15 protein-coding genes are annotated in these 19,961 nt (G+C 65.1%); 5 read left to right on the top strand and 10 right to left on the bottom strand.

Going from position 1 to position 19,961, the window contains the following annotated elements; all coding sequences use genetic code 11:
• Entirely contained in the window at positions 1 to 1,398 is a 1,398-nt protein-coding gene (locus RN01_RS11350; RefSeq protein ID WP_017515046.1) for a dihydroorotase, read from the top strand.
• A 60-nt stretch (positions 1,399 to 1,458) separates the two neighbouring features.
• On the opposite strand, the gene RN01_RS11345 is transcribed toward RN01_RS11350, so the two are convergent.
• Positions 1,459 to 3,663 (bottom strand): TonB-dependent siderophore receptor, encoded by a 2,205-nt coding sequence (locus RN01_RS11345; protein ID WP_024569179.1) that lies wholly within the window; start codon positions 3,661 to 3,663, stop codon positions 1,459 to 1,461.
• Positions 3,664 to 4,028: 365 nt separating this feature from the next.
• Between RN01_RS11345 and RN01_RS11340 the strand changes: the two genes are divergently transcribed.
• The 4 genes from RN01_RS11340 (at position 4,029) to RN01_RS11325 (ending at position 8,637) form a co-directional block, all read left to right on the top strand.
• A complete protein-coding gene (locus RN01_RS11340) occupies positions 4,029 to 4,328 on the top strand; it encodes a DUF3649 domain-containing protein (RefSeq protein WP_017515063.1) in 300 nt (99 codons plus the stop codon).
• Positions 4,328 to 5,956, top strand: a complete 1,629-nt coding sequence (locus tag RN01_RS11335; protein WP_024569180.1) for a PepSY domain-containing protein — start codon at positions 4,328 to 4,330, stop codon at positions 5,954 to 5,956. Before RN01_RS11340 ends, RN01_RS11335 begins: the two co-directional genes overlap by 1 nt.
• Positions 5,953 to 6,315: a DUF3325 domain-containing protein gene (locus RN01_RS11330; RefSeq protein ID WP_017514849.1), complete on the top strand. Its 363-nt coding sequence runs from the start codon at positions 5,953 to 5,955 to the stop codon at positions 6,313 to 6,315. Before RN01_RS11335 ends, RN01_RS11330 begins: the two co-directional genes overlap by 4 nt.
• A gap of 105 nt (positions 6,316 to 6,420) precedes the next feature.
• Positions 6,421 to 8,637: a TonB-dependent siderophore receptor gene (locus RN01_RS11325; protein WP_223277310.1), complete on the top strand. Its 2,217-nt coding sequence runs from the start codon at positions 6,421 to 6,423 to the stop codon at positions 8,635 to 8,637.
• A 58-nt stretch (positions 8,638 to 8,695) separates the two neighbouring features.
• On the opposite strand, the gene RN01_RS11320 is transcribed toward RN01_RS11325, so the two are convergent.
• The 9 genes from RN01_RS11320 to sbnA form a co-directional block, all read right to left on the bottom strand.
• A complete protein-coding gene (locus tag RN01_RS11320) occupies positions 8,696 to 9,064 on the bottom strand; it encodes an STAS/SEC14 domain-containing protein (protein ID WP_017514851.1) in 369 nt (122 codons plus the stop codon).
• Between the two features lie 154 nt (positions 9,065 to 9,218).
• On the bottom strand, positions 9,219 to 10,412 hold the full coding sequence (locus RN01_RS11315) for a type III PLP-dependent enzyme (protein WP_024569181.1): 1,194 nt from the start codon (positions 10,410 to 10,412) through the stop codon (positions 9,219 to 9,221).
• Positions 10,413 to 10,450: 38 nt separating this feature from the next.
• A complete protein-coding gene (locus RN01_RS11310; RefSeq protein ID WP_017515170.1) occupies positions 10,451 to 11,215 on the bottom strand; it encodes an HpcH/HpaI aldolase/citrate lyase family protein in 765 nt (254 codons plus the stop codon).
• The gene (locus RN01_RS11305) at positions 11,203 to 13,032 is read right to left on the bottom strand and encodes an IucA/IucC family siderophore biosynthesis protein (protein ID WP_017515171.1); all 1,830 of its coding nucleotides are present in this window, start codon (positions 13,030 to 13,032) and stop codon (positions 11,203 to 11,205) included. Before RN01_RS11305 ends, RN01_RS11310 begins: the two co-directional genes overlap by 13 nt.
• Positions 13,033 to 13,037: 5 nt before the next feature.
• Positions 13,038 to 14,864 carry an IucA/IucC family siderophore biosynthesis protein gene (locus RN01_RS11300; RefSeq protein WP_081092623.1) on the bottom strand — a complete coding sequence of 609 codons (1,827 nt, stop codon included), beginning with the start codon at positions 14,862 to 14,864 and terminating at the stop codon, positions 13,038 to 13,040.
• Complete coding sequence (locus RN01_RS11295) at positions 14,851 to 16,038, bottom strand: MFS transporter (RefSeq protein WP_017514506.1); 1,188 nt, start codon at positions 16,036 to 16,038, stop codon at positions 14,851 to 14,853. Before RN01_RS11295 ends, RN01_RS11300 begins: the two co-directional genes overlap by 14 nt.
• Before the next feature lie 2 nt (positions 16,039 to 16,040).
• Positions 16,041 to 17,810, bottom strand: coding sequence for an IucA/IucC family protein (locus RN01_RS11290; protein WP_017514505.1), 1,770 nt, complete (start codon positions 17,808 to 17,810; stop codon positions 16,041 to 16,043).
• Complete coding sequence (gene sbnB / locus RN01_RS11285) at positions 17,807 to 18,874, bottom strand: 2,3-diaminopropionate biosynthesis protein SbnB (RefSeq protein WP_024569182.1); 1,068 nt, start codon at positions 18,872 to 18,874, stop codon at positions 17,807 to 17,809. The genes RN01_RS11290 and sbnB overlap by 4 nt, the downstream gene beginning before the upstream one ends.
• Positions 18,871 to 19,896: a 2,3-diaminopropionate biosynthesis protein SbnA gene (sbnA, locus tag RN01_RS11280; RefSeq protein ID WP_024569183.1), complete on the bottom strand. Its 1,026-nt coding sequence runs from the start codon at positions 19,894 to 19,896 to the stop codon at positions 18,871 to 18,873. The genes sbnB and sbnA overlap by 4 nt, the downstream gene beginning before the upstream one ends.
• Between the last annotated feature and the right edge of the window lie 65 nt (positions 19,897 to 19,961).

The raw sequence follows: 19,961 nt of genomic DNA, 5'->3' as shown, positions 1-19,961 counted from the left end.
GTGACGGATGGAACAGTCCCCGGCGTTGGGCTGCCATCGGTACGCCGCCATGCGGACTTGCTGGTGATCGGCGGGGCCATCGTCACCCCCAACGGTGTCGAGTGCGCCGATGTCGCATGTGCAGCCGGTCGCATCGTGGCGCTTGGAGACCTCCAGCGCTCGTGGACGGCCGATGCCACGCTCCACGCGAAGGGTCTGCACGTACTGCCGGGGGTTATCGATAGTCAGGTGCATTTCCGCGAGCCCGGTTTGACGCACAAGGAGACGTTGGAGGCCGGCACGCGCGGTGCGGTGCTGGGCGGCGTCACGGCGGTATTCGAGATGCCGAACACGCAACCGCTCACATTGCGTGCAGAGGATCTCCGGGCCAAGCTTGATGCGGCACGGGGCCGTGCGTGGTGCGACCACGCGTTCTACATCGGCGGGTCGTCGGTGAATGCCGAGCACCTGGAGTACCTGGAGAGTCTGCCTGGTTGTGCTGGCGTGAAGGTCTTCATGGGCAGCTCGTTCGGCGACCTGCTGGCGGATGAAGACGAGGTGCTATGTCGGATCCTGGCGCACGGTCGCCGCAGGATGGCCGTGCATGCTGAGGATGAGGCCCGCCTGCGCGACCGCAAGGTCATCGCTGAGTCGAGCGGCGACGTGCGCCAGCACCCGGTCTGGCGCGACGCCAGCAGCGCATTGCTGGCCACGCAGCGCATCGTGAAGCTTGCCGGGGATACTGGGCGGCGCCTTCATATCCTGCATGTTTCGACTGCCGAAGAGATTGCCTTCCTATCGGATCGGAAGGATCGCGTGACAGTTGAAGTGACGCCGCACCACCTGACCCTGGAGGCGCCAGAATGCTACGAGCGGCTGGGGACGCTGGCGCAAATGAATCCACCAGTGCGCGAAAGTCGCCACCGGGACGCCCTATGGCAAGCAATTCGCGAGGGCGTCGTCGATGTCATCGGTAGTGACCATGCGCCTCACAGGCTTGAGGAGAAGCGTCGTCCATATCCAGCTTCGCCCAGCGGCATGACCGGTGTGCAGACACTGGTGCCGGTGATGCTCGACCATGTGCATCGTGGCCAATTGAGTCTTCAGCGATTCGTCGACCTGACAAGCGCCGGCCCGGCCCGGATCTTCGGTGTCGAAGGGAAGGGCCGTATCGCGCTTGGCTACGACGCCGACTTGACGCTGGTCGATCTGGAGGCTCGCAGGACCATTCGCAACGACTGGATCGCGAGTGTCAGTGGGTGGACACCCTATGACGGCGTCGGTGTTACGGGCTGGCCGATCCATACCGTGGTGCGTGGCCACATCGTCGTGCGGGACGAAGCGCTCGTCGGGATGACTCCTCTGGGGCGACCCTTGCGCTTCCTCGAAGCGCCACCACGAGTGCCAGCCGAAATTTGAGTTCAGGCGGTAGGGGGCAGGGCCGGGGCAGCCAATGGATGCTTACGGTGCGCGTGTCCGTCAGAACTGAAGCGACGCATTCGCCAGGAACGTGCGTGTTGACGCTGGCAGGACAAAGCCGTCGTACGTGGTCGTCCAGTACCGGCGTCCAAACACATTATTGACCACGGCGCGCACCGTCAGCGTCTTGCCGGCCATGCGCGTGGTGTAGCGCGCGCCCACATCGGCGGTGGTGTATGACGGTATGTGCTGCGTGTTAGCCGAATTGACATACATTTCGCCGGTTACCTTGGCGCCGGTCCACAGCGTCAGGCCGGGGGCGAACGGGGTGTCGTACTCGATGCGGCCCGTCACGATGTAGTTCGGCGTGGCAAATACGCGCTTGCCATTGACCAGGGGATCGTCCACGCCAGAGGTCTTCGTGTCGAGCCACAGCACACCGCCCATCAGCCGTACATCGCGTGCTACGCGCAACCAGCCGCTTGTGTCCAGACCGGTGAAACGCTGGCTGCCGTCCTGCACGAAGTAGTTGGCCGAGTTGGTGTACTCGTAGCCCTTTTCGACGCGGAACAGCGCGACGTTGGCGCCCCACTTGTCGCGGTCGGTCTTGAAGCCAAGTTCATACTGCCGGCTCTTGAGTGGACCATGGGTCTGCCCGGCGTTGACATTGGTGACGCCCGCCGAGCCTCCTTGCTCCAGCGACTCCACGTAGCTGACATACGCCGTGGAGAAGTCGTCGGTTTTGTACATCAGCGCAACGGTTGGGGTGAACGGAGTCGCGCTGTAGTGCGAGGTTTTGACTTGCGACGGATCGTAGTTGTCCTGCGTGAAGTCGTTGTAGCGCACGCCGGCCAGTACCGAAAAACGTGGCGTGAACTGGATTGTGTCGCTCAGGTAGACCGATTTCTGCTGAATCCTGTAGTCGCGGTACGGGATGTAGTCCTTGCCCACGCCCGGCTGCTCGGGCAGCGGCACCGGGTTATACAGATTGCTGGTGCCCATGGGGATGCCATTGCCGCCAAGACCGTTGTCGAGTTCGCGCACTTGCGACAGGTAGCCGATGCCGGCAACGATATCGTGCTTGATCGCACCCGTCTCGAACTTGCCCTGCACCATTGCGTCGTACGCCTGGTAGTAGTAGGCGGTCTTCCAGCGGTAGTTGGTGTCAGAGAAATCCCCGGAACTGTTGGTGACGTACAGGAAGCTGTCGGCGTTAAGCCGGTTCTGCCGCGCAAATCGATACTTGAAGCTGGCCTGCCAGGCATCGTTGATGCGGTAGTCCACGCCGGTGCCTACGGTAAGTGTGTCGGTTTCGTGCGACGACCATGGCTGTGCCAGATTCCGGGCCACGCTGCTGGCGGGCGGGATGGACAGGTCCGACGCGAACGACAGGCCGAAGATCGTGCCCTGCGACTTGCGCTTCCAGTACATGACGTCGGCATTCCATGTGAGGTCCGGGGTGATGCGGAAATCCGTGGCCAGCGAGAAGACCTGGCGCCGCACATGCACGTTTGGCTCGTTGGTGTTGCCATCCTCGTTGACCGCATTGATCCGATAGCCGAAGCGATCATTCACGCCGAAGCGGCCGCCGAGGTCGACTTTCTCGCTCCAGACGCTGTTGGCCTGATAGCCGACCGTGACTTCTCGCAGCGGCTTGTCCGTCGGACGTTTCACCACATAGTTGATGATGCCGCCGGGCGAGCCGAAGCCGTACATGAAGCCTGACAGCCCCTTGAGCAGTTCCACCTGTTCGAATGGCTCGAGTGGCATGTCGGCATCCCACGTGACGAAATTCTGCCCGTCTACCTTGGTGCCATTGAGCAGGTCCACGCGCATGCCGCGCACAGCGAAATAGGAGTTCTCGGTCCGCGCGTTATCGCCCAGCACCGACACGGCCGGGTCGTACTTGAACACGTCGTTGGCCGTCTGCGCCAGGCGTTGCTGGATCTCGTCGCCCGATACGGCCACCACGGAGTAGGGGGTATCCACGGGCTTGCGGTCGCCCAGCGCGCCGCTATTGACCCGTTCCACCTTGACGGCCTCCCCAGAGCGGTCCGCCACCACGGTAGCCGCCGGCAACGTGGTCGCGTCGGCTGTGTCCTGCGACTGTGCCTGCGCTGGCTGCGAAAGGCTGAAGCTCAGCGCGGCAATGGCTATTGGCGACAGGATCGGCAGCGGGCGTGCCGAGCGCGTCGAGTGCGTCGAGTGCGTCGAATTACGCGCGCGCAAGCTCGCGTGCCTGTCGAGTGAATCAAGCATGGACATACAGACTTCCTGGATTGTTGTTGTTCTGGTGCGTGGCTCCGCACCCGGATGCGGCTGAATTCGACAAAAGCGCCAAATACTAATACGAATGCAAATGATTTGTATTTATAACAACGCCGGGATGATGGTCAAGCGGGAGGTGATGCTCGGGTCGTTTCCAGAAAGGGGCACCCGATCGGCCACGCAAGCGTACTGTAGTTATCTTTTTGCTACCCATACGGTGCCGATTCGTCGAGAAAGCAACATGTCTGCCAATGTCTTACCCCACGCACAACCCCCGTTCATCGTTCCCGGCTCGAATCCGTAATGCAAACCATTATCATATGCGTTTGTGTTTGTTGGGCCTGAACGGAAGTCGTCGAATCATGAAGCAGCGTGTGTCGGTCGGATATCGCATGGCAATCGGCTCGCGGGTGATTGCCGCCGTTGTTGGTGGCTATGCGGTGGCTGCCCTTTGTACTGGCTGCCTGTCGCTGGCACTGGTGCGGTGGACCGATGTCGCACGGTCGGAAGCCGTGATGACGGCGACGTTGATGTCGTTCCTCTGGTTTGCGTTGGCCGTGATCTGGGTGTTCGCGGCCAGTACCGCGTGGCGCGCCTGGATTGGCTTGTGTGTGCCTGGCGTGCTGATGGCCGCCGGATGGTCGATCCTGCGCGGTGCGTGATGGCTGAACTGAAGAAGGGGGCGGGATTGAGGCAGTCGATGGCCTGGCTGCATACGTGGTCGGGGCTGTTGGTGTGCTGGGTCCTGTTCCTGGTGTTCTGCGGCGGCACGGCAAGCTACGTCAAGGACGAGATCTCGCTATGGATGAAGCCGGAGCTGCACGCGTCGTTGGAGGGAGACGTATCCGCCGCTGACGTCGCGCAGCGTGCCTACGCATACCTGCAACGCGAGGCGCCTGGCGCCGAGCGCTGGTTCATCAACCTGCCAGATGCCCGGCGTCCCGCGATCTCCGTATTCTGGTTGCGCAAGCCCGGCCCGGCCGATGCCGGCAAGGGCAATCGCGCGCGCCTCGAATCACGCACGCTCGATGCCCGCACGGGTATGCCGATTCCCGGCGCGCGCGATACGCGTGGTGGCGAATTCCTCTATCGGCTGCATTTCGACCTGCACTACATGCCCGCGGTCCAGGCACGCTGGATCGTTGGCATCTGCGCGATGTTCATGCTCGTGGCGATCATCAGCGGCGTGATCACGCATCGGCGCATCTTCACGGACTTCTTCACGTTCCGTCCGCGCAAGGGCCCGCGCTCCTGGCTCGATGGGCACAACGCCTTGGCGGTGCTGGCGCTGCCATTCCATCTGATGATCACCTATACGGGCCTGGTGACACTCCTGTTCATGTACATGCCGTGGGGCATCCAGGCTGTCTACAAGGGCGACGAGAAGGCATTCACGGCCGAACTCGCGGCTCGCGCGCCGCGCGTCAAGGCGGCGAACGAAGCAGCGGCACTGGCGCCGATCGCGCCGATGGTGGAGCAGGCCATGGCGCGCTGGCACGGCACGCCGCCGCAGCGGATAGCGGTGGAGCAGCCCAACAATGCCAATGCCACCGTCTCCCTGACGCGTGCGGAGAGCCGCGATATCGGCACCACGCTGCCCGTCATGGTGTTTTCGGGCACCACTGCTGCCGTTCAGGCCGCGCTTGGCGAGAGCGTGGCCGCAGCCAGCGCCACACGCAGCACGATGGTCGGCCTGCACGTGGCGCATTTCGCACCGCCGTTACTGCGCGCGCTGTTTTTTGTCTCTGGGCTGGCCGGTGCGCTGATGGTGGCCACTGGCGCGTTGCTGTGGGCGGTCAAGACGCGCCAGAGCCATGCAAAGCGTATCGCCGCCATCGGGCGCGTGCCGTTCGGGCTGCGGCTCGTCGAGGCGCTCAACCTCGGTGTCATCGCGGGTTTGCCGATTGCCTTCGCTGCTTACTTCTGGGCGAACCGGCTGCTTCCGGTCGACATGGCCCAGCGCTCCGGCATGGAGATCCAGGCCTTCTTCGGTGCCTGGGCGGTGGCGGCGCTGCTGGCGCAATGGAAACCCACGCGAGAGATGTGGTGCGTGCTGCTGTGGACCGGGGCGGGGTTGTTCGCGGGACTCCCGGTGCTCAACGCCATCACTACCACCTCGCACCTCGGGGTAACGCTGCGTCACGGCCCGATTGCCGTCGCCGGTTTCGATCTGACCGTGCTTGCCATCGGCATTGGTATTGGTGCCGCCGCATGGATGCTTGGCAAACGGGGCCCCGAAAAACGCGCAGCTCTTGCAGTCAGGCACGGCGCGGCGGAGGTGTCGCCATGAGCGTCGAGCCAGCCGCGAGCGTCGCCGGCCTTGCCTTTGCCGTGGGCGGCTTTACGTGGCTAGCCCAGGCCATCGAGCGCCATCACGCCGACATGTTCGGGCGCGGCAGCGCGCCATCCCCCGCGCGTGTCGCGCGGCTGCGCGTGCTCGGCACGCTGGCGCTACTGGCGGCGCTGGCCGCATGCGTGTTCGCCGAGGGCTGGGCTTTCGGCGTCATCTACTGGACTGGACTTCTGACAATCGGTGCGCTGACTGCGATCGGCGCATTCACCTGGGCGCCTCGTGCCACGCCACGTCTTGCACGCGTGGCGATTGGCATTGGCGTTACCACCGCCCTCGCATTGATCTGCTTTCAGTAGCGAACGGGTGGAAAAAAACATTCGCGGACACGGGTTATGCCTTGCCCCTACGGCTTTTGGATCGGGCCGTGGTGCAAGGGGGTTATTTCCTTTTGGAGTCTTATCTTGTCTCTTGCTGTAGAGCGTAGTGTTCAACCGCGTGCCTTGCGGCCATCCCCGATTTACCTGCGCCATCTGGTCGTGGCGCTGGCGGCAGCCGGCGTACTCCCGTCCGTGGCGCTGGCACAGGAAGACGCGCAGCCTTCCCAATCGTCAGGCGCACCGCAAGCCGCGGCGACGTTGCCCACCGTGACCGTGCACGGCGACGCAACTCCTGATCAGTTGCCGCCGCCCTATGCGGGCGGGCAGGTCGCACGCGGTGGCCGGCTTGGCGTGCTCGGCAATCAGGACTTCATGGATGTGCCGTTCAGCATGACGACGTACACGTCGCAGGCCATCCAGAATCAGCAGGCACGAAGTATTGCTGGCGTGCTGGCCGACGATCCGTTTATCCGCTCCAGCTACGGCTTCGGCAATTTCTCCGAGACGTACATGGTGCGCGGTTTCCAGCTGACTGGCGACGACCTGGGCTGGAACGGCCTGTTCGGCATCGCGCCGCGTCAGCTCGTGGCGGCGGAAGCGGTCGATCGGGTGGAAACGTTCCGGGGCGCCAGCGCGTTCCTCAACGGCGTATCGCCAACCGGTACCGGCATTGGCGGGGGCATCAACCTCGTCCCGAAGTACGCCACGGTGGCGCCGATCACGCAGGCAACGATCGACTACACCAGTGATGCCCAAGTGGGTGGCGCAGTCGATGTCGGCCGCCGCTTTGGCAACGCCAAGGAGTTTGGGGCGCGGATCAACGCGATGGCGCGTGGGGGCGATACCCCGGTCGACTCCGAGAACCGCCAGCAGCGTCTGCTGACGCTCGGACTCGATTACCAGGGCGAGGCGTTTCGCGTCAATGCCGATTTTGGCTATCAGAAGCAGACGGTGAATCAGGGAAGAAGCACGATCCAGCTGACTTCGGGAGCGACGGCCCTGCCGCCCGTGCCGTCGGCGAGTTCGAATTTCGCGCAACCTTGGACGAACTCGATGCTTGAGGATACGTGGGGGACGATTCGCGCCGAGTACGACTTTGCGAAGGACTGGACGGCGTATGCGGCCTTCGGCATGCATCACAGCAACGAGATCGGCAACTACGGCGGCGCCACGGTCGGCAACGACGGCTTCGGCACCTCGCAGCGGCTCAGCGTGCCGTTCAAGCAGGACACAACCACCGGAGAGGTTGGGATTCGGGGTCGATTCGTGACGGGTCCCGTCAAGCACAGCGTGAATCTGGGGTGGTCCGGATTGGAGCAGGAAAAACGATCGGCCTACGAGATGTCCCGCACGTACGCGACCAACCTTTACGATGCCCCTGTCGTTGCGCGTCCAGCCACGGCATATACGGGCAGCAGCATGACCGATCCGCAGGTGACTGGCCGAACGAACCTGAACGGCGTGTCGGTGGCTGACACGATGTCGTTCCTGGACGACCGCGTGCTGCTTACGGCAGGCGTCCGGCATCAAGTGATCAACACGCGCGGCTACGCGTATGGCACCAACGCGGTCACCGCATATGGCGATTCGGCAACGTCGCCGATGTTCGGCATCGTGATCAAGCCGCTCCAGAACCTGTCGGTCTACTACAACCATATCGAAGGACTGGCCGCCGGGCCAACGCCGCCGTCAAGCGCGACGAACCGGAACGACGTATTCCCGCCGATCAAGTCGAAGCAGGATGAGGCCGGCGTCAAGTACGATGCGGGCAAGTACGGCACAACGCTTGCGTTCTTCCAGATCAAGCAACCCAACGGCGTTACGCAAGGGAACATATTCTCGGTGGCTGGCGAGCAGCGCAACCGTGGCGTCGAGTGGAGCGTGTTTGGCGAGCCGGTGCGCGGGCTCCGTCTGCTGGGCGGCATCGGCTATATCGATACGAAGATGTCGAACACCGGCAATGCCGCGACCGAGGGCAAGGAAGCGATTGGCGTGCCGAACTACACGCTGACGGCAAGTGCCGAATACGACCTGCCTTTCGTGCCGGGGTTGACCGTCTCGGGTCGATACATCCAGACCGGCAGCCAGCAAGCCAATGCGACCAACACGATCAGCCTGCCGTCCTGGAACCGTTTCGATCTGGGCGCGCGATACACGTTCAAGGCCGCGCAGATGCGCTACACGATGCGTGCGTCGGTGGAAAACCTTGCGGACAAGGATTACTGGGCCTCGTCGTATGGCGGCTATCTGGTGGTTGGCCAACCTCGCACGTTCAAGCTGTCCATGACCGTGGACTACTAAGCGCGCCTCGTCATGCCAGGCGGCGATGTGCCACCCGGCATGACAACGGCCCGGGAATCTACCCGACGATCCACTCGCGGGCTTCGCGGGACTGGCTCATTGTGAACGTGCGGATTTGCCCGGGCACCAGGAACCGGAACACATTGATCGAGTGCCGGACCCAGTCATGGTCGGTGACCAGCGCAACGGATTCCCATTTCAGGTAGTGCGACACGCCGAGCTTGAAATCGTCCCACAGGGCGCCGGGCTCCATGCTCGTTATCGTGAAGTCGGGCCCCAGCTCGTAGTAGAGGCGCACCTTCTCGCGGCCGGTCAGCACGGCATCGATGGCGGGAATCAGCACCTTCTCGTAGTCATCCCGCGTCAGCTTGCCGTTGCCGTGCACCGCGACGACGTTTGCGGGAAAGCCGTCCAGAATTTCCATCATGGTTGTTCTCCTTGCGGAACGGCGCGCCGTGGCACGCGCTCCCGATCGTTACCGGACCGGCCGGTGAGCACGACACACCACCGGACCGTCCGGTTTCACCGTATATCGGGCTCGCCCCCGGGGCAAGCATTCCTTTCGAATCGTCCTGGTGGGATCAAGGTTGACCACCGATGAACACGCGCTCGGGGTGCGGATGGCTCAGGAAGTCGTGGTGGGAGATATGCCAGCCGTACGCGCCGGCCATGGTGAACGCGATGCGATCTCCGACACGCAGCCGATCCACCGGCACCTCGCGCGCCAGCACATCCTTCGGCGTACAGAGTTCGCCACACAGCGTCACCGGCTGCCGCTCAACCACGGGCCTCGGAAACGGATAGTCCCATTGGTCATTCGGCAGCACCTGGAACGGATGGTTGTGCTGCCATGACACGGGCAGCCGGAAGTGGTGCGTGCCACCGCGCAGCACGGCGAACCATTTGTCGTGATTCCGCTTCAGGTCGACGACCTCGGCAACATAGCAGCCACAGCCCGCGCTGATAAAGCGGCCGCACTCGAAGACGATGCGCGTATTCGGCGCGGTCTCCCGCAGCAGGGCGGCCAGTCCATGGCAGAAACGGCCCCAGTCGAAGTGGCGCTCCGGATTCTGATAGTCGATACCGATGCCACCCCCGACGTTCAGCCACTCGAGTGTCAGGCCGTGCAGGTCGCGCAGGCGCTTGGCCAGCGCGATATGGCGACCGATCAGGGCCAGATGGGTGTCGGCATCGAGACTGTTCGACCCGGCGTGCACATGCAGGCCAACCACGCGCACATTGGGCATCGTGCGGGACAGCGCCAGCACATCGGGTAGCAGGGCCTCGTCGATGCCGAACTGCGTGGCGCTGCCGCCCATCCGGAGCGTGGCGCCGGGCAGACCGTAGGCGGGGTTCGCGCGAAGCAGCACATCGGCGCAGCGGCCTTGCCGTCTTGCTACGGCATCCAGCCGACTTAGCTGCAGCGTGCTTTCCACGTGAATCAGGCCGACGTCAAGACGCAGCGCGCCTTCGAGCTCGGCATCGGTCTTGCCCGGGCCGCCGAATGCGATGGGTACTTCGGCATCGACGCCGCGGACGCGCTCGATCTCGCCGAACGAGGCCACTTCGAAGCCATCGGCTACACCCAGCAGGGCCCGAAGGACAGGCGCGTCGCTGTTGGCCTTCACGGCGTAATACAGTGCGCATTGCTCCGGCAGCGCCGCCCGCAAGCGTGTCGTGCGCAGGCGCAGATCGTCGAGATCGTAGAGATAGGCGCAGACCGGCTCGCGAGTGTCCTGCCCGGCGATATAGCGGGTAACGTGTGTCAGATCCATGGTTGTTCCTGTTCGAGGCAGCTTATGTCCTCATGCTGCTAGGCGATGCACGTCTGCCGGTGGGCGACCATCGCACGGCGGGCGATGCCGCGATCGTCGCCAAGCACCATCATCCGCGTGCCCCGTGCACGCCATGCGGCGGCGTCATCGGGCGTGCGGGGCAGGGCGCAGAAGTGTTTGTCATGACGCTGCGCGGCGGCGGCGATCGTTTCCACGGCGTCGCGCACGTGCGGATGGCGGGTTTGCCATGGCACACCCAGCGACTGGGAGAGATCGGCCGCACCCTCGAGCAGCACGTCGACGCCCCGTTGCGCCGCGATCTCATCGGCGTTGCGCAAGCCCGCGGCGTCTTCGATCATCGCCACCACGAGCGTGTGCCGTGCGGCGTCCTCGGTGGCTTCGCACAGATCGTCTCGGCCGTAGCCGCTGTGCCAGGTGGCATTGAGGCCGCGCCTGCCTGCCGGGATGCCGCAGGTGTAGTGGCAGCAGGCCACCGCTTCGCTTGCCCGCGCCGCACTGGTGATGCGCGGGAAGACGATTCCTTGCGCGCCGGCGTCCAGCGCCGGCGCCACCTGATGCAACGCTGCCACGCGCACCAGCGGAGCGATGCCACTGGCACGTGCCGCCAGAAGCATCGCGCCAAGCAATGCGCCATCGATCAACGTGTGTTCCAGATCGATCACCGCGAAGTCGTAGCCAGCGGCGGCGATCAGTTCCACCGTAAGCGGTGTCGGCGTTGAGCAGAACAGGCCGACGATGGGTTCGCTGCCTGGCGTGAACAAGCGCTCCTTCAACGATTGCACGATGCCTCCGTCGGTGCGTGGGCTGTCGTAAGGCTGGTTGCAGCCGCTGATGTGGGCGCACTTGCGAGCGGGTTCGGCGCGTCGCGTGTGCGCAGGCGGACTTCCGGCAGAAAGCGGCGGCTTGCCAGTAGCTCGATGGCCATGGTCGGCGCAAAGCAGTCGAAGCGCGCAAATCGTTCCGCCAGATCCGGATGATCGGCCTGGTAATCGCGGATCACGGCGGCGACGATGCGCCAGAACTCAGGTTCTTCCAGATAGCCATGGTCGGCCAGCATCGCGCCGAACTCGGCCAGATTGACGAAGAACAGGGCGTCGCAGGTGAAGTCGCGCAGTTCGTCGGCATCGTCGGTCTCGATAAACGAGTTTGGATTGACCAGCGCGTGCTCGGGCGGCGGGGCCGTCAGCGCGGGCGGCTCCGTCGACAGCCATTGGCGCGAGAAACGCACGCCGTCGTGGAAGTCCTTGAGCGCGACGCGCTCGGGCAGGCCATCCACGTGGATCAGCAGCATGTTCTGCGCGTGGGATTCCAGGGCGATTCCATGAACCCACAGCAGGTGCAGCACCGGCAGCCATGCGCGTTCGATCAGTCGACGCACCCATGTGGCGGCACCGTACCGATCGAGCCAAGGCGCGAGCAGGGGCTCGCCATCGCTGTCGCGGTGGGCGAGGGCGGTCATCGGCAGCGCGCGCTCTCCCGGGGCGAGATGGCCGTGGATGCTTTCGCGCCAGATGCACGACAACGCGCCGTACTGTCCCTGAGCGGGTGCCGCTGGCATGTAGCTGACGCCCGCCACCTCGCGCAACAGGATCGGCGCGGCCATCGGGGGCGTCCACGTCGTGCCTCCCACCAGGCTGGCCAGCCAGTCGCTCAGCGGCGCGGCGTTGCAGACCGTATGCGGCGCCAGCACGCGTGACGTCGACGTGTTCACCATGTTCATGGCCAGTTTCAGCGATGGCGCTCCGGGGTGATCCAGGCTGGCCAGCGTACGAATCGATTGCTGGGGCAGGTAGCGCTCGGGAAGTGTGCCGATGGCGATCAGATCACCTTGCGCGAAGGCGGCGTGGAATGTCGGCGCGGCAACCTCCGCCCATTGCCAGGGGTGGACCGGTAGCGGCAGGTAGTCGGCCGGGTCAGCGCCGTATCGGGCAAGCGCCGCGTCAAAGTGCTGACGCGCGGTATCACTCAGCAAGGCGCCAGCGTTCTGCCCGGGCACGGTGGCGCTAGCCGATGTGCGGCAACGATCCCGTCGCGCGGCCAGCAGCACGGGATGTACCGCCGAGGCGCATTCCGGGGCGAAACGCGCGTTGTCGATCATGGTGAAGCCAAGGCGAGACTTGTAGGACGGGTGGTAGGGATGCGCGCCAGTCAGGCGTGCCTCAACGGTGTCGTAGTCGGCGTCGCGCAGCAGTTGGCCGCTGGCGCCGTTCGCGTGGTGCGAGTGCGCATCCTTGAGCTGCGTGGATAGCAGTTCCATCGCGAACTGCTGAATGCGCTGGGGATCGGCGTCGAACTGGCCGGCCAGCTCGTGCAGCAGGCGCGATACATCGTCCGCCGCCGTCTCGTCGCCACCGTGCGCGCGTATCACGTTGCCCAGACGGATGCGGCCGAACGCATCGATGCGCCTGAGCGCGCAACGGTACCGCACCGGTTGACCATCGGCTGCAACGGCTGGGAGCGTGACGGACCCGGTGGTCCAGTGGGCGTCGCGAAACACGTCCTCGAACAGCAGCGCCTCCATGAGTTGGCGGATCACGCGTTGCGTGGCACGGCGATAGTGATCGCTCTGGATCAGGGCTTGATAGTCGTCGATCTGCATGGCGGTTACGCGTGCGGGTGATGAAGCGGGTTGGCGATGGCTACCCAGGCCGGTGTTTCGCCGTGCCGTCCGAAGCAGCTCAGCAGGTTGGCCTTGGCGGGCAGCGTGGGCATGGCTGCGAGCTGTGCCAGTACCGTTCGGGCGGTGGGGCCGTCGTCATGCAGGGCGCGGGCGGTCTGTTGCCACAGCGTTGCCTCGTTGCAATGGCCGGTACGGGCGATGCACGCGATGCAATGGCCGATGTGGTTCACCATCACGTAATAGGCAAAACGGTGCAGCGCTGCGTCGTCGTCGTAGAGCGCCGGACTGCCGTAGAGGTCGTCCGCCCAGGGATACCGGCGCCGGCTGATGCTGACGCCCTCCATGTCACGCACATAGCCGTGCGCGGGCCAGCCTTCGTGGAAGGCAACCATGCTGTTCTGCAGATGCGCTTCGAGGCTGATGCCATAGTCACCGAACAGGCGCGTTAGCGGCAGCAGGGTGACTTCCAGATAGCGCGCCCACCAGCGGCTGACGTCTTCCACCGTCGGTGATGCGCCCAGCGCCTGGAGCAAGTGGGTCGCAAGCAGACTCGTGCCATGCGGTGGGTCTTCCAGCACAGTCGCCAGCACCTGGGCCGTATCGCCATGCCGCTCGGGCAGGCCCTGACGATAGATGACCGCTGTGCTGGCACGGAGTCCGGGGTCGTCGACGGCCAGCACCGCGCCGCCAAGCTCGGTCAGTACCGTGAAGCGATCGTTGGCGCGGGCCGATGCCGGTACTCGCGTGATGGCGCGACTCGCATCAAGCGCGCGCAGCACGTGCTCGGGAGGATTGTTGCGGACGAAATTGGTGATCCGCACATCGATCGCGAGCTTCAGGAACAGGCGCTGGCGTGGCAGCCACACGGTACGTACCGAGGACGTTGGCCAGGCGAGTTCGCCCCGTTGTCCGAGCGACAGCAGCGCGCCACGCGCGATCAGTGCGCGGATGGCGGGTTGCTGCAGCAAGTGCCGAGCTTGCCAGGGGTGGCAGGGCAGCAGCCGATACTCGCCGTCGCGCAGCAGGGGGGCGGCGAACGCCATGACCTCCGGATCAATCGGCAATGGTCCGTGACCGGCGCTGTGGGACGCGAAGTGCTCGTTGGCTACCGCCAGGTAGTGCAGCGGAAACGCGGTGCCGAACTCTGGCGCGTATCGGCGCAGGTCGTCTTGCGTGAATCCTTCGGATGCCTTCGATGTTCCATGAAAGACATGGCCGAAGCGCAAGCGCTGCTCGGCGGCGATGAAGGTCGACGGCGCGGAAGGCGCGGGCGCATCGGCGTGATAGAGCCGGGCCTTCTGCGCACCGTTGCGCATCAGCGCGGCAAAGCGCGCGGGCCATTCGTCCGTGGCTGAAGCAGGAAAGCTGGCGGCCAACGCATCGACGATGGCGTCGACGAGGGGCTCCGCCTGGACCAGTGGCGTGGGCTGGCCATCCTCGGGATCGAGCATTGCGGCGTGGGCGACCTGGTGGTATCCGATCGGTGATACGTAGTCGAGCGCGGCCGCGAGCCATCGGTGGTTGCCATCGGGGTGGGGCAGTGCGATCACGGCAGTACGGCGGCCCGACGCCTGCCATATCGACAGCGTTGGGTCGAGCGTGGCGGGAACAGCGTGATCGGCCGGCAAGTGAGCGCTGCCGCAGGGATCGTGGATGCCGCTTTCGCGGCAGTAGGTGTTGAAAAACTGCTCGATCAGGCGCCGCTCCACCGGATCGACCGATGGGGTTGTCGCGGAGAATACACGTTTGGCGTGCGGCACTGAGACTGCAGGGTCGACTGAGAGTATTGACACGGTGTCACCTCGCATCATGGACAGGGGCGAATGAAGGAGAACGGTCTGGCAAGACCAGCAGGGCAGATACGGCGAACATGGCGGCCGTCACCCAGAGCGCGGCGTTCGGGCCACCGAGCGGCAGACTGACCATCACGGCCAGCGGTCCGACGAGTTGGCCGGTCGTCATCGCGCTTCGCGCCACGCCCGTGGCAGTGCCGTGCAGCGCTGCGGGAAGCACCCGATGACAATGGGCGAGCACAGACAGCGCCAGTGCGGCAAACAACGCGCCGTGAATCACGCGGAGCAGCGCAATCTGCCAGAGCGTGGTGGCCAGCGGCAGCAGTGCAATGGCCGCCGCGCATCCGGACGCGGCAAGGAGAAAATGCCGCCCGGACGCCACGCGATCATTGCGCGCGCCCCACCAGGGGCTGGCGAACATCGCCGCGAGCCAGCCGAGCGCGTGGAGCGTGCCCGCTTTGCTGGCTAGCAGCGCATCGTGCGGCGCGCGCTGCTGCAGGTAGAGCACGAACACGTTGACGAGCGCGAACGCACCCGCCTGCGACAGACAGGCGGCGGCCAGCCAGCGGCGCAGCATCAGCACATCGCGGATGGGCCGGCGCTTGCCAGCGGAAGGCACCGGCGCGGTGTGCGTCGGCATGTCGCGCAACAGGGTCGACAGCGCCAACGTCAGCAGGGCATTGAGCGCCGCCACCGCAAGCAGCATCGGGCGTGGTGACCAGACATCCTGCAACACGCCGCCGAGCACCGGGCCCAGCAGTGCGCCGGCTGCCACCGCCGACTCCTGAAGGCCAAACGCCCGGTTGCGCGAGGCGGGCGCGCTAACGTGTCCGATGCATGCGGTCAGCATCACGCCGATAGCGCTGGCGCCTTGCAGCACCCGACCGACGATGAATCCGGCGACATGCTGCGAAGTGGCCAGGATCAGCACGCTGACCGTGAAGACGACCAGTGACACGAGCAAGACCGGGCGATGACCGACGCGATCGCACCAGATGCCGGTGAACGGCGCCACCGCGAGCGCCCCGACCGCGGGCGCGGCCAGCGCGACACTGCTCCAGTCGGTGCCATGCGCGCCCGGCATGGCTTGCAGGTAGAGCGGCAGAATCGGCACGAGCGTCATCAGACCCGTGGTAGCCACCACCTGTGTGGCCAGCAGCACTGTCAGCGTTTGGGGGCGATTGGGACGCATGACTATGGCTCCGGCTGGCGTAGCGGATTCGGCAGGCGGCCCATCGCACTGGGCATTCCCGTGCCGATCGCTTCGCGCGCGAGCAATGGCGCGAGCACTTGCTTGAACGGCCACGTGTCGGCTTCCAGCAGCGCATGCCGGGCGATGGCCGCAACGTGAGGTCTGGCGATGACACCTTCGCGTAGCAGGGCATCGATCCGTTCACGCACGATGCGCCAGCCGATGTTCTCGTCGGCGCCATACGCGTCGGCAATGGCCACCGCCATTGCGAACAGGTTTACGCCAATCCCTAGCGTCTGCAGGTACGCAAGCAAGGCATCCGGCGCGTCCAGGATCAGCGTGTTAGGCGTGGAGCGATCGATGGCATAGTCGGGTGCCGGCACACCAGCGTCGGCCATCAACGCCGGGCAGATGCGCAACGTGTCGTGATCGCGCAGCACGAGGCCGTGCAGGCCAGGACCGTTTTCCGTCGGGGCGATCACCAGCAGCACATTCTGGCCATGCAATTCGGGCATGACGCCGTGCGCGAAGCAACGCAGGCCGGCTTCCAGCAACAGGTGGGAGATGCGCTGGAACCCGTCCCATGCCTGTTGTGAATCGTTGGCATCCAGCGCACGCAACGCGGGGAGATCGCCGTCGCTGGTGACAGCGGCGCAGGCTGCCATCGGCATCAACCAGCTACCGGGCGGCAGTTGCTCTGGCGCGGGATAGCGGCGCAACAGGCAAGCCAGTTCGCCGGGCTCGCGCGACAGGACGTCATGCTGCCGCAAGGACCACCAGTCCTGCTCGTCGCACAGGAACAGGTGCTGGCCCAGCCAGGCATCACGCGCCTGTAGCCGGGCAAGGCATGCCTGCGCGAGCACGCCGTTCTGGAGATACCGGGGTGGCAGTGTCCGCGTTGCGCCCAGGGCTTGCACGCTGAGCGAAAGCTTCACGTGCAAGGGATATGGCTCCGACGAGTCCGGGACGGCCATCGAACGAAGCGATGCGGTGGGCCACGCATCGCCGTGGTTGCCCAGATCAATCCACGACATGCCGGACAGATGACGCCGCTGCCACGGATGCATCGGGAACCAGAGGTGAGAGGCATCGGTCCGGGCCGTCTCCGCCCAGGTATGCAGCCGCTCGAAGGCGTGCGGGCTCAACAAGGCTTTGGCGATAGGTTGGCCGGTTTCCGGCACGCGTACGCCGCCGCGCACCTGATTGCGCGGTAGCGCCACCCATCGCAGCTGCAGCGGTTGGCCCGTTTCGGCGTGGTACCCGGGCGTGTCGGGGCGCCCCTTGTTCCCCCAAGCCTTGGCGCGCGCGAGGGGGTGGAAGGGCCGGTCACGGAGGCAAGTCAGTGCTTCCCAGTGCATCAGTGCTTCGGGGGCGGTGCGCGCTTTCTCCACGATGGTGTCCTCGTGGTCGAATGTGTGGGCGGATTGGGCGCGAGCCAGTTCGAACAGTGCGCGCAAACGCTCGCTGCACTGCGGCCACCAGTCGGCGGCTTGTAGCGCCGCCAATGCAGCCGCGCCATCGACCGTCGCCTCCGCGCCATCGCGCCGCAGTGTCAACGTGGCATCCTTCACGGCCAACGGGCGAATGCCGTGCAAGCGTCGCCCGCGTGCATGAAGCTCTCCCGCCCGACCGAGCGCGATGACGAGCGACGCGCCTTGCCCGGCGTCGTGATCCACGACACGCGCGTGGTTGCGAAATCCATGCAGGTCCTCCAGCCACAGCGCGTCGATCAGGTCCTGCACCAGCAGGCGTTCGTGGAAGCCGCCACTCATAGCAGCGGCAGGCGCGTGCCGGCGTTTCGTTCCAGCGCCAGGTGGTAGAAGTGGCGCGCGCAGACCATGTCGTCTAGCGCCATGCCCATCGGATTGAGCAGGATGATTTCGTCGTCGCGCTCGCGGCCGGGCTTCCTGCCGATCACGATCTCGCCCAGTTCCGCGTGCAATTGCTCGCGGCTGAAGCGGCCTTCGAGCACGAGCTGATTGATGATCTTCTTTTCGCGGTTGGACTGGTCCCAGTCGTCGACGATCACCTTGTCGACCTTCTCATAGACGTCCTTGTGCACGTCCATGATCGACACGTTGCAGACGAAGGCGCCGGTCTTGAGCCAGGCGTGTTCGAGGTACGGCGTATCGGTGACCGTGCAGGTCACCACCACGTCGGCGGCGCGTACGGCCAGTTCGGCGCTGCCGCACAGTTCCCAGCCCACGGCGGGAAAGCGGCTGCCGAGCATCGACCGCATCGCATGCATGGCGTCGTGCGAGAGATCGAACAGGTGCACGGCGCGGATCTGCGGGAATTGCTCGAGGAGCGTCTGCATCTGCATTTGGGCGATTGGGCCGCAGCCGATGCAGGCGACATCGGTGAAGCCGCTACGCGCCAGATGCCGCGTGGCCACCGCCGTGATGGCGGCGGTGCGCATGCCGCTGATCAGGCCGCCTTCCATGATCGCCACCGGGTAGTTGGTGGTGGCGTCGTTGAGCACGATCACCGCGCTGGCGCGTTCCAGGCCGAATCGCGCGGGGTTGTGCTGGCGGCTGCCGATCCACTTGATGCCGGCGATTGGGTTGTCGCCGCCGATGTAGCAGGGCATCGCGATGATACGGTCGGCGATATGGTCGGCGCCGAACCAGCGCAGATAGGGCTTGAGCGGCTGCACATGCTCGCCGCGCGCGTGGATGGCGAGCCCTTCGGTAATGGCTTGCACGAAGGCGTCGGAGTGGCCCGCGCCCAGCGCGATCAGGTCGTCGCGGCTCAGGTAGCGTAGTTCGGGCTTGGTCTGGGAGGGGTTCGATGCAGAGGGAGAGGCGGTGGCTGTGAGCGTGGGCGAGTTGGTCATGCGGACACTCCGGCGGGGATCAATGAGGCAACGGTGGGAAGGGCGGCGAGGTTCGGCACGGCGCGACGCGCGGCGATGCGTGCGAGCCAGGTGTCGTCATAAACGGTGTCCAGATAGCGTTCGCCGCGATCAGGGAACAGGGTGAGAATGCGCAGCGGCCGATGGCTGACCGGCGTGGCATGTAGGACCTGCTCGATGGCAGCGACGACCGCGCCGGAAGATCCGCCCGCGAAGATGCCTTCGCGCGCCAGCAGGCGCCGGCACGCCGTGGCGGCGGTGTAGTCGTCGATATGGATCACTTCGTCGATCTCGTCCCGGCACAGCAATTCCGGCACGCGGCTGGCGCCAATGCCCGGCAGTTCGCGCGCTTGCGACGGTTGGCCGAACAGCACGGAACCGACTGCGTCGACGCCTACCACGCGCATCGACGGCCACGCCTTGCGCAGCCGTCGCGCAATACCATGCACGGTGCCGGACGTGCTGACGCCCAGCACCAGCACATCGGCCGGCTGGGCAAGCTGCGCCAGGATCTCGGCGGCCTCGCCGTAGTAGTGGCTTTCCCAGTTGAGCGGATTGGCGTACTGGTTGATCCAGATCGCATCGCGCTGTTCGCGCAGCATCTGACGCACCCGCTCGATACGCGTTTCCAGGTATCCGCCCTGGCTGTCCTTCGCGGTCACCTGCTCGATGCCCGCGCCGTAGCAACGCAGGATCTTCAGGTTGGTGGGCGAGATCTTGGGATCGACCACCGCCGTGAAGCGCAGCCCCTTGAGGCCGCAGATCATCGCCAGGGCGATGGCGAGGTTGCCCGACGAGCTTTCGATGACATGGGAGTGCGGCCCGATCGCTCCTTCGGCCAGGCCTTTCTCCACGATGTAGCGCGCGGGCCGGTCCTTGACGCTGCCGGCCGGATTGAACAGTTCCAGCTTGGCGAAGACCTCCGCGTCCGCGCGGCCGAAGAGGCGGCGTAGCTGGACCAGCGGCGTGTTGCCGATACTCTCGATGATGCTGTTGCAGACCATGGTGCAAATCTCCTTGCTGAAGGGGCGCTGTAGTACATGGCAATGAGAATCGTTACTAACTCCGG

Source organism: Cupriavidus sp. SHE (assembly GCF_000812445.1).
In the GTDB taxonomy this organism is placed as follows: domain Bacteria; phylum Pseudomonadota; class Gammaproteobacteria; order Burkholderiales; family Burkholderiaceae; genus Cupriavidus; species Cupriavidus metallidurans.
Note: the sequence above shows the minus strand (reverse complement) of the source record. Positions and strands in the feature narration are given on the sequence as shown.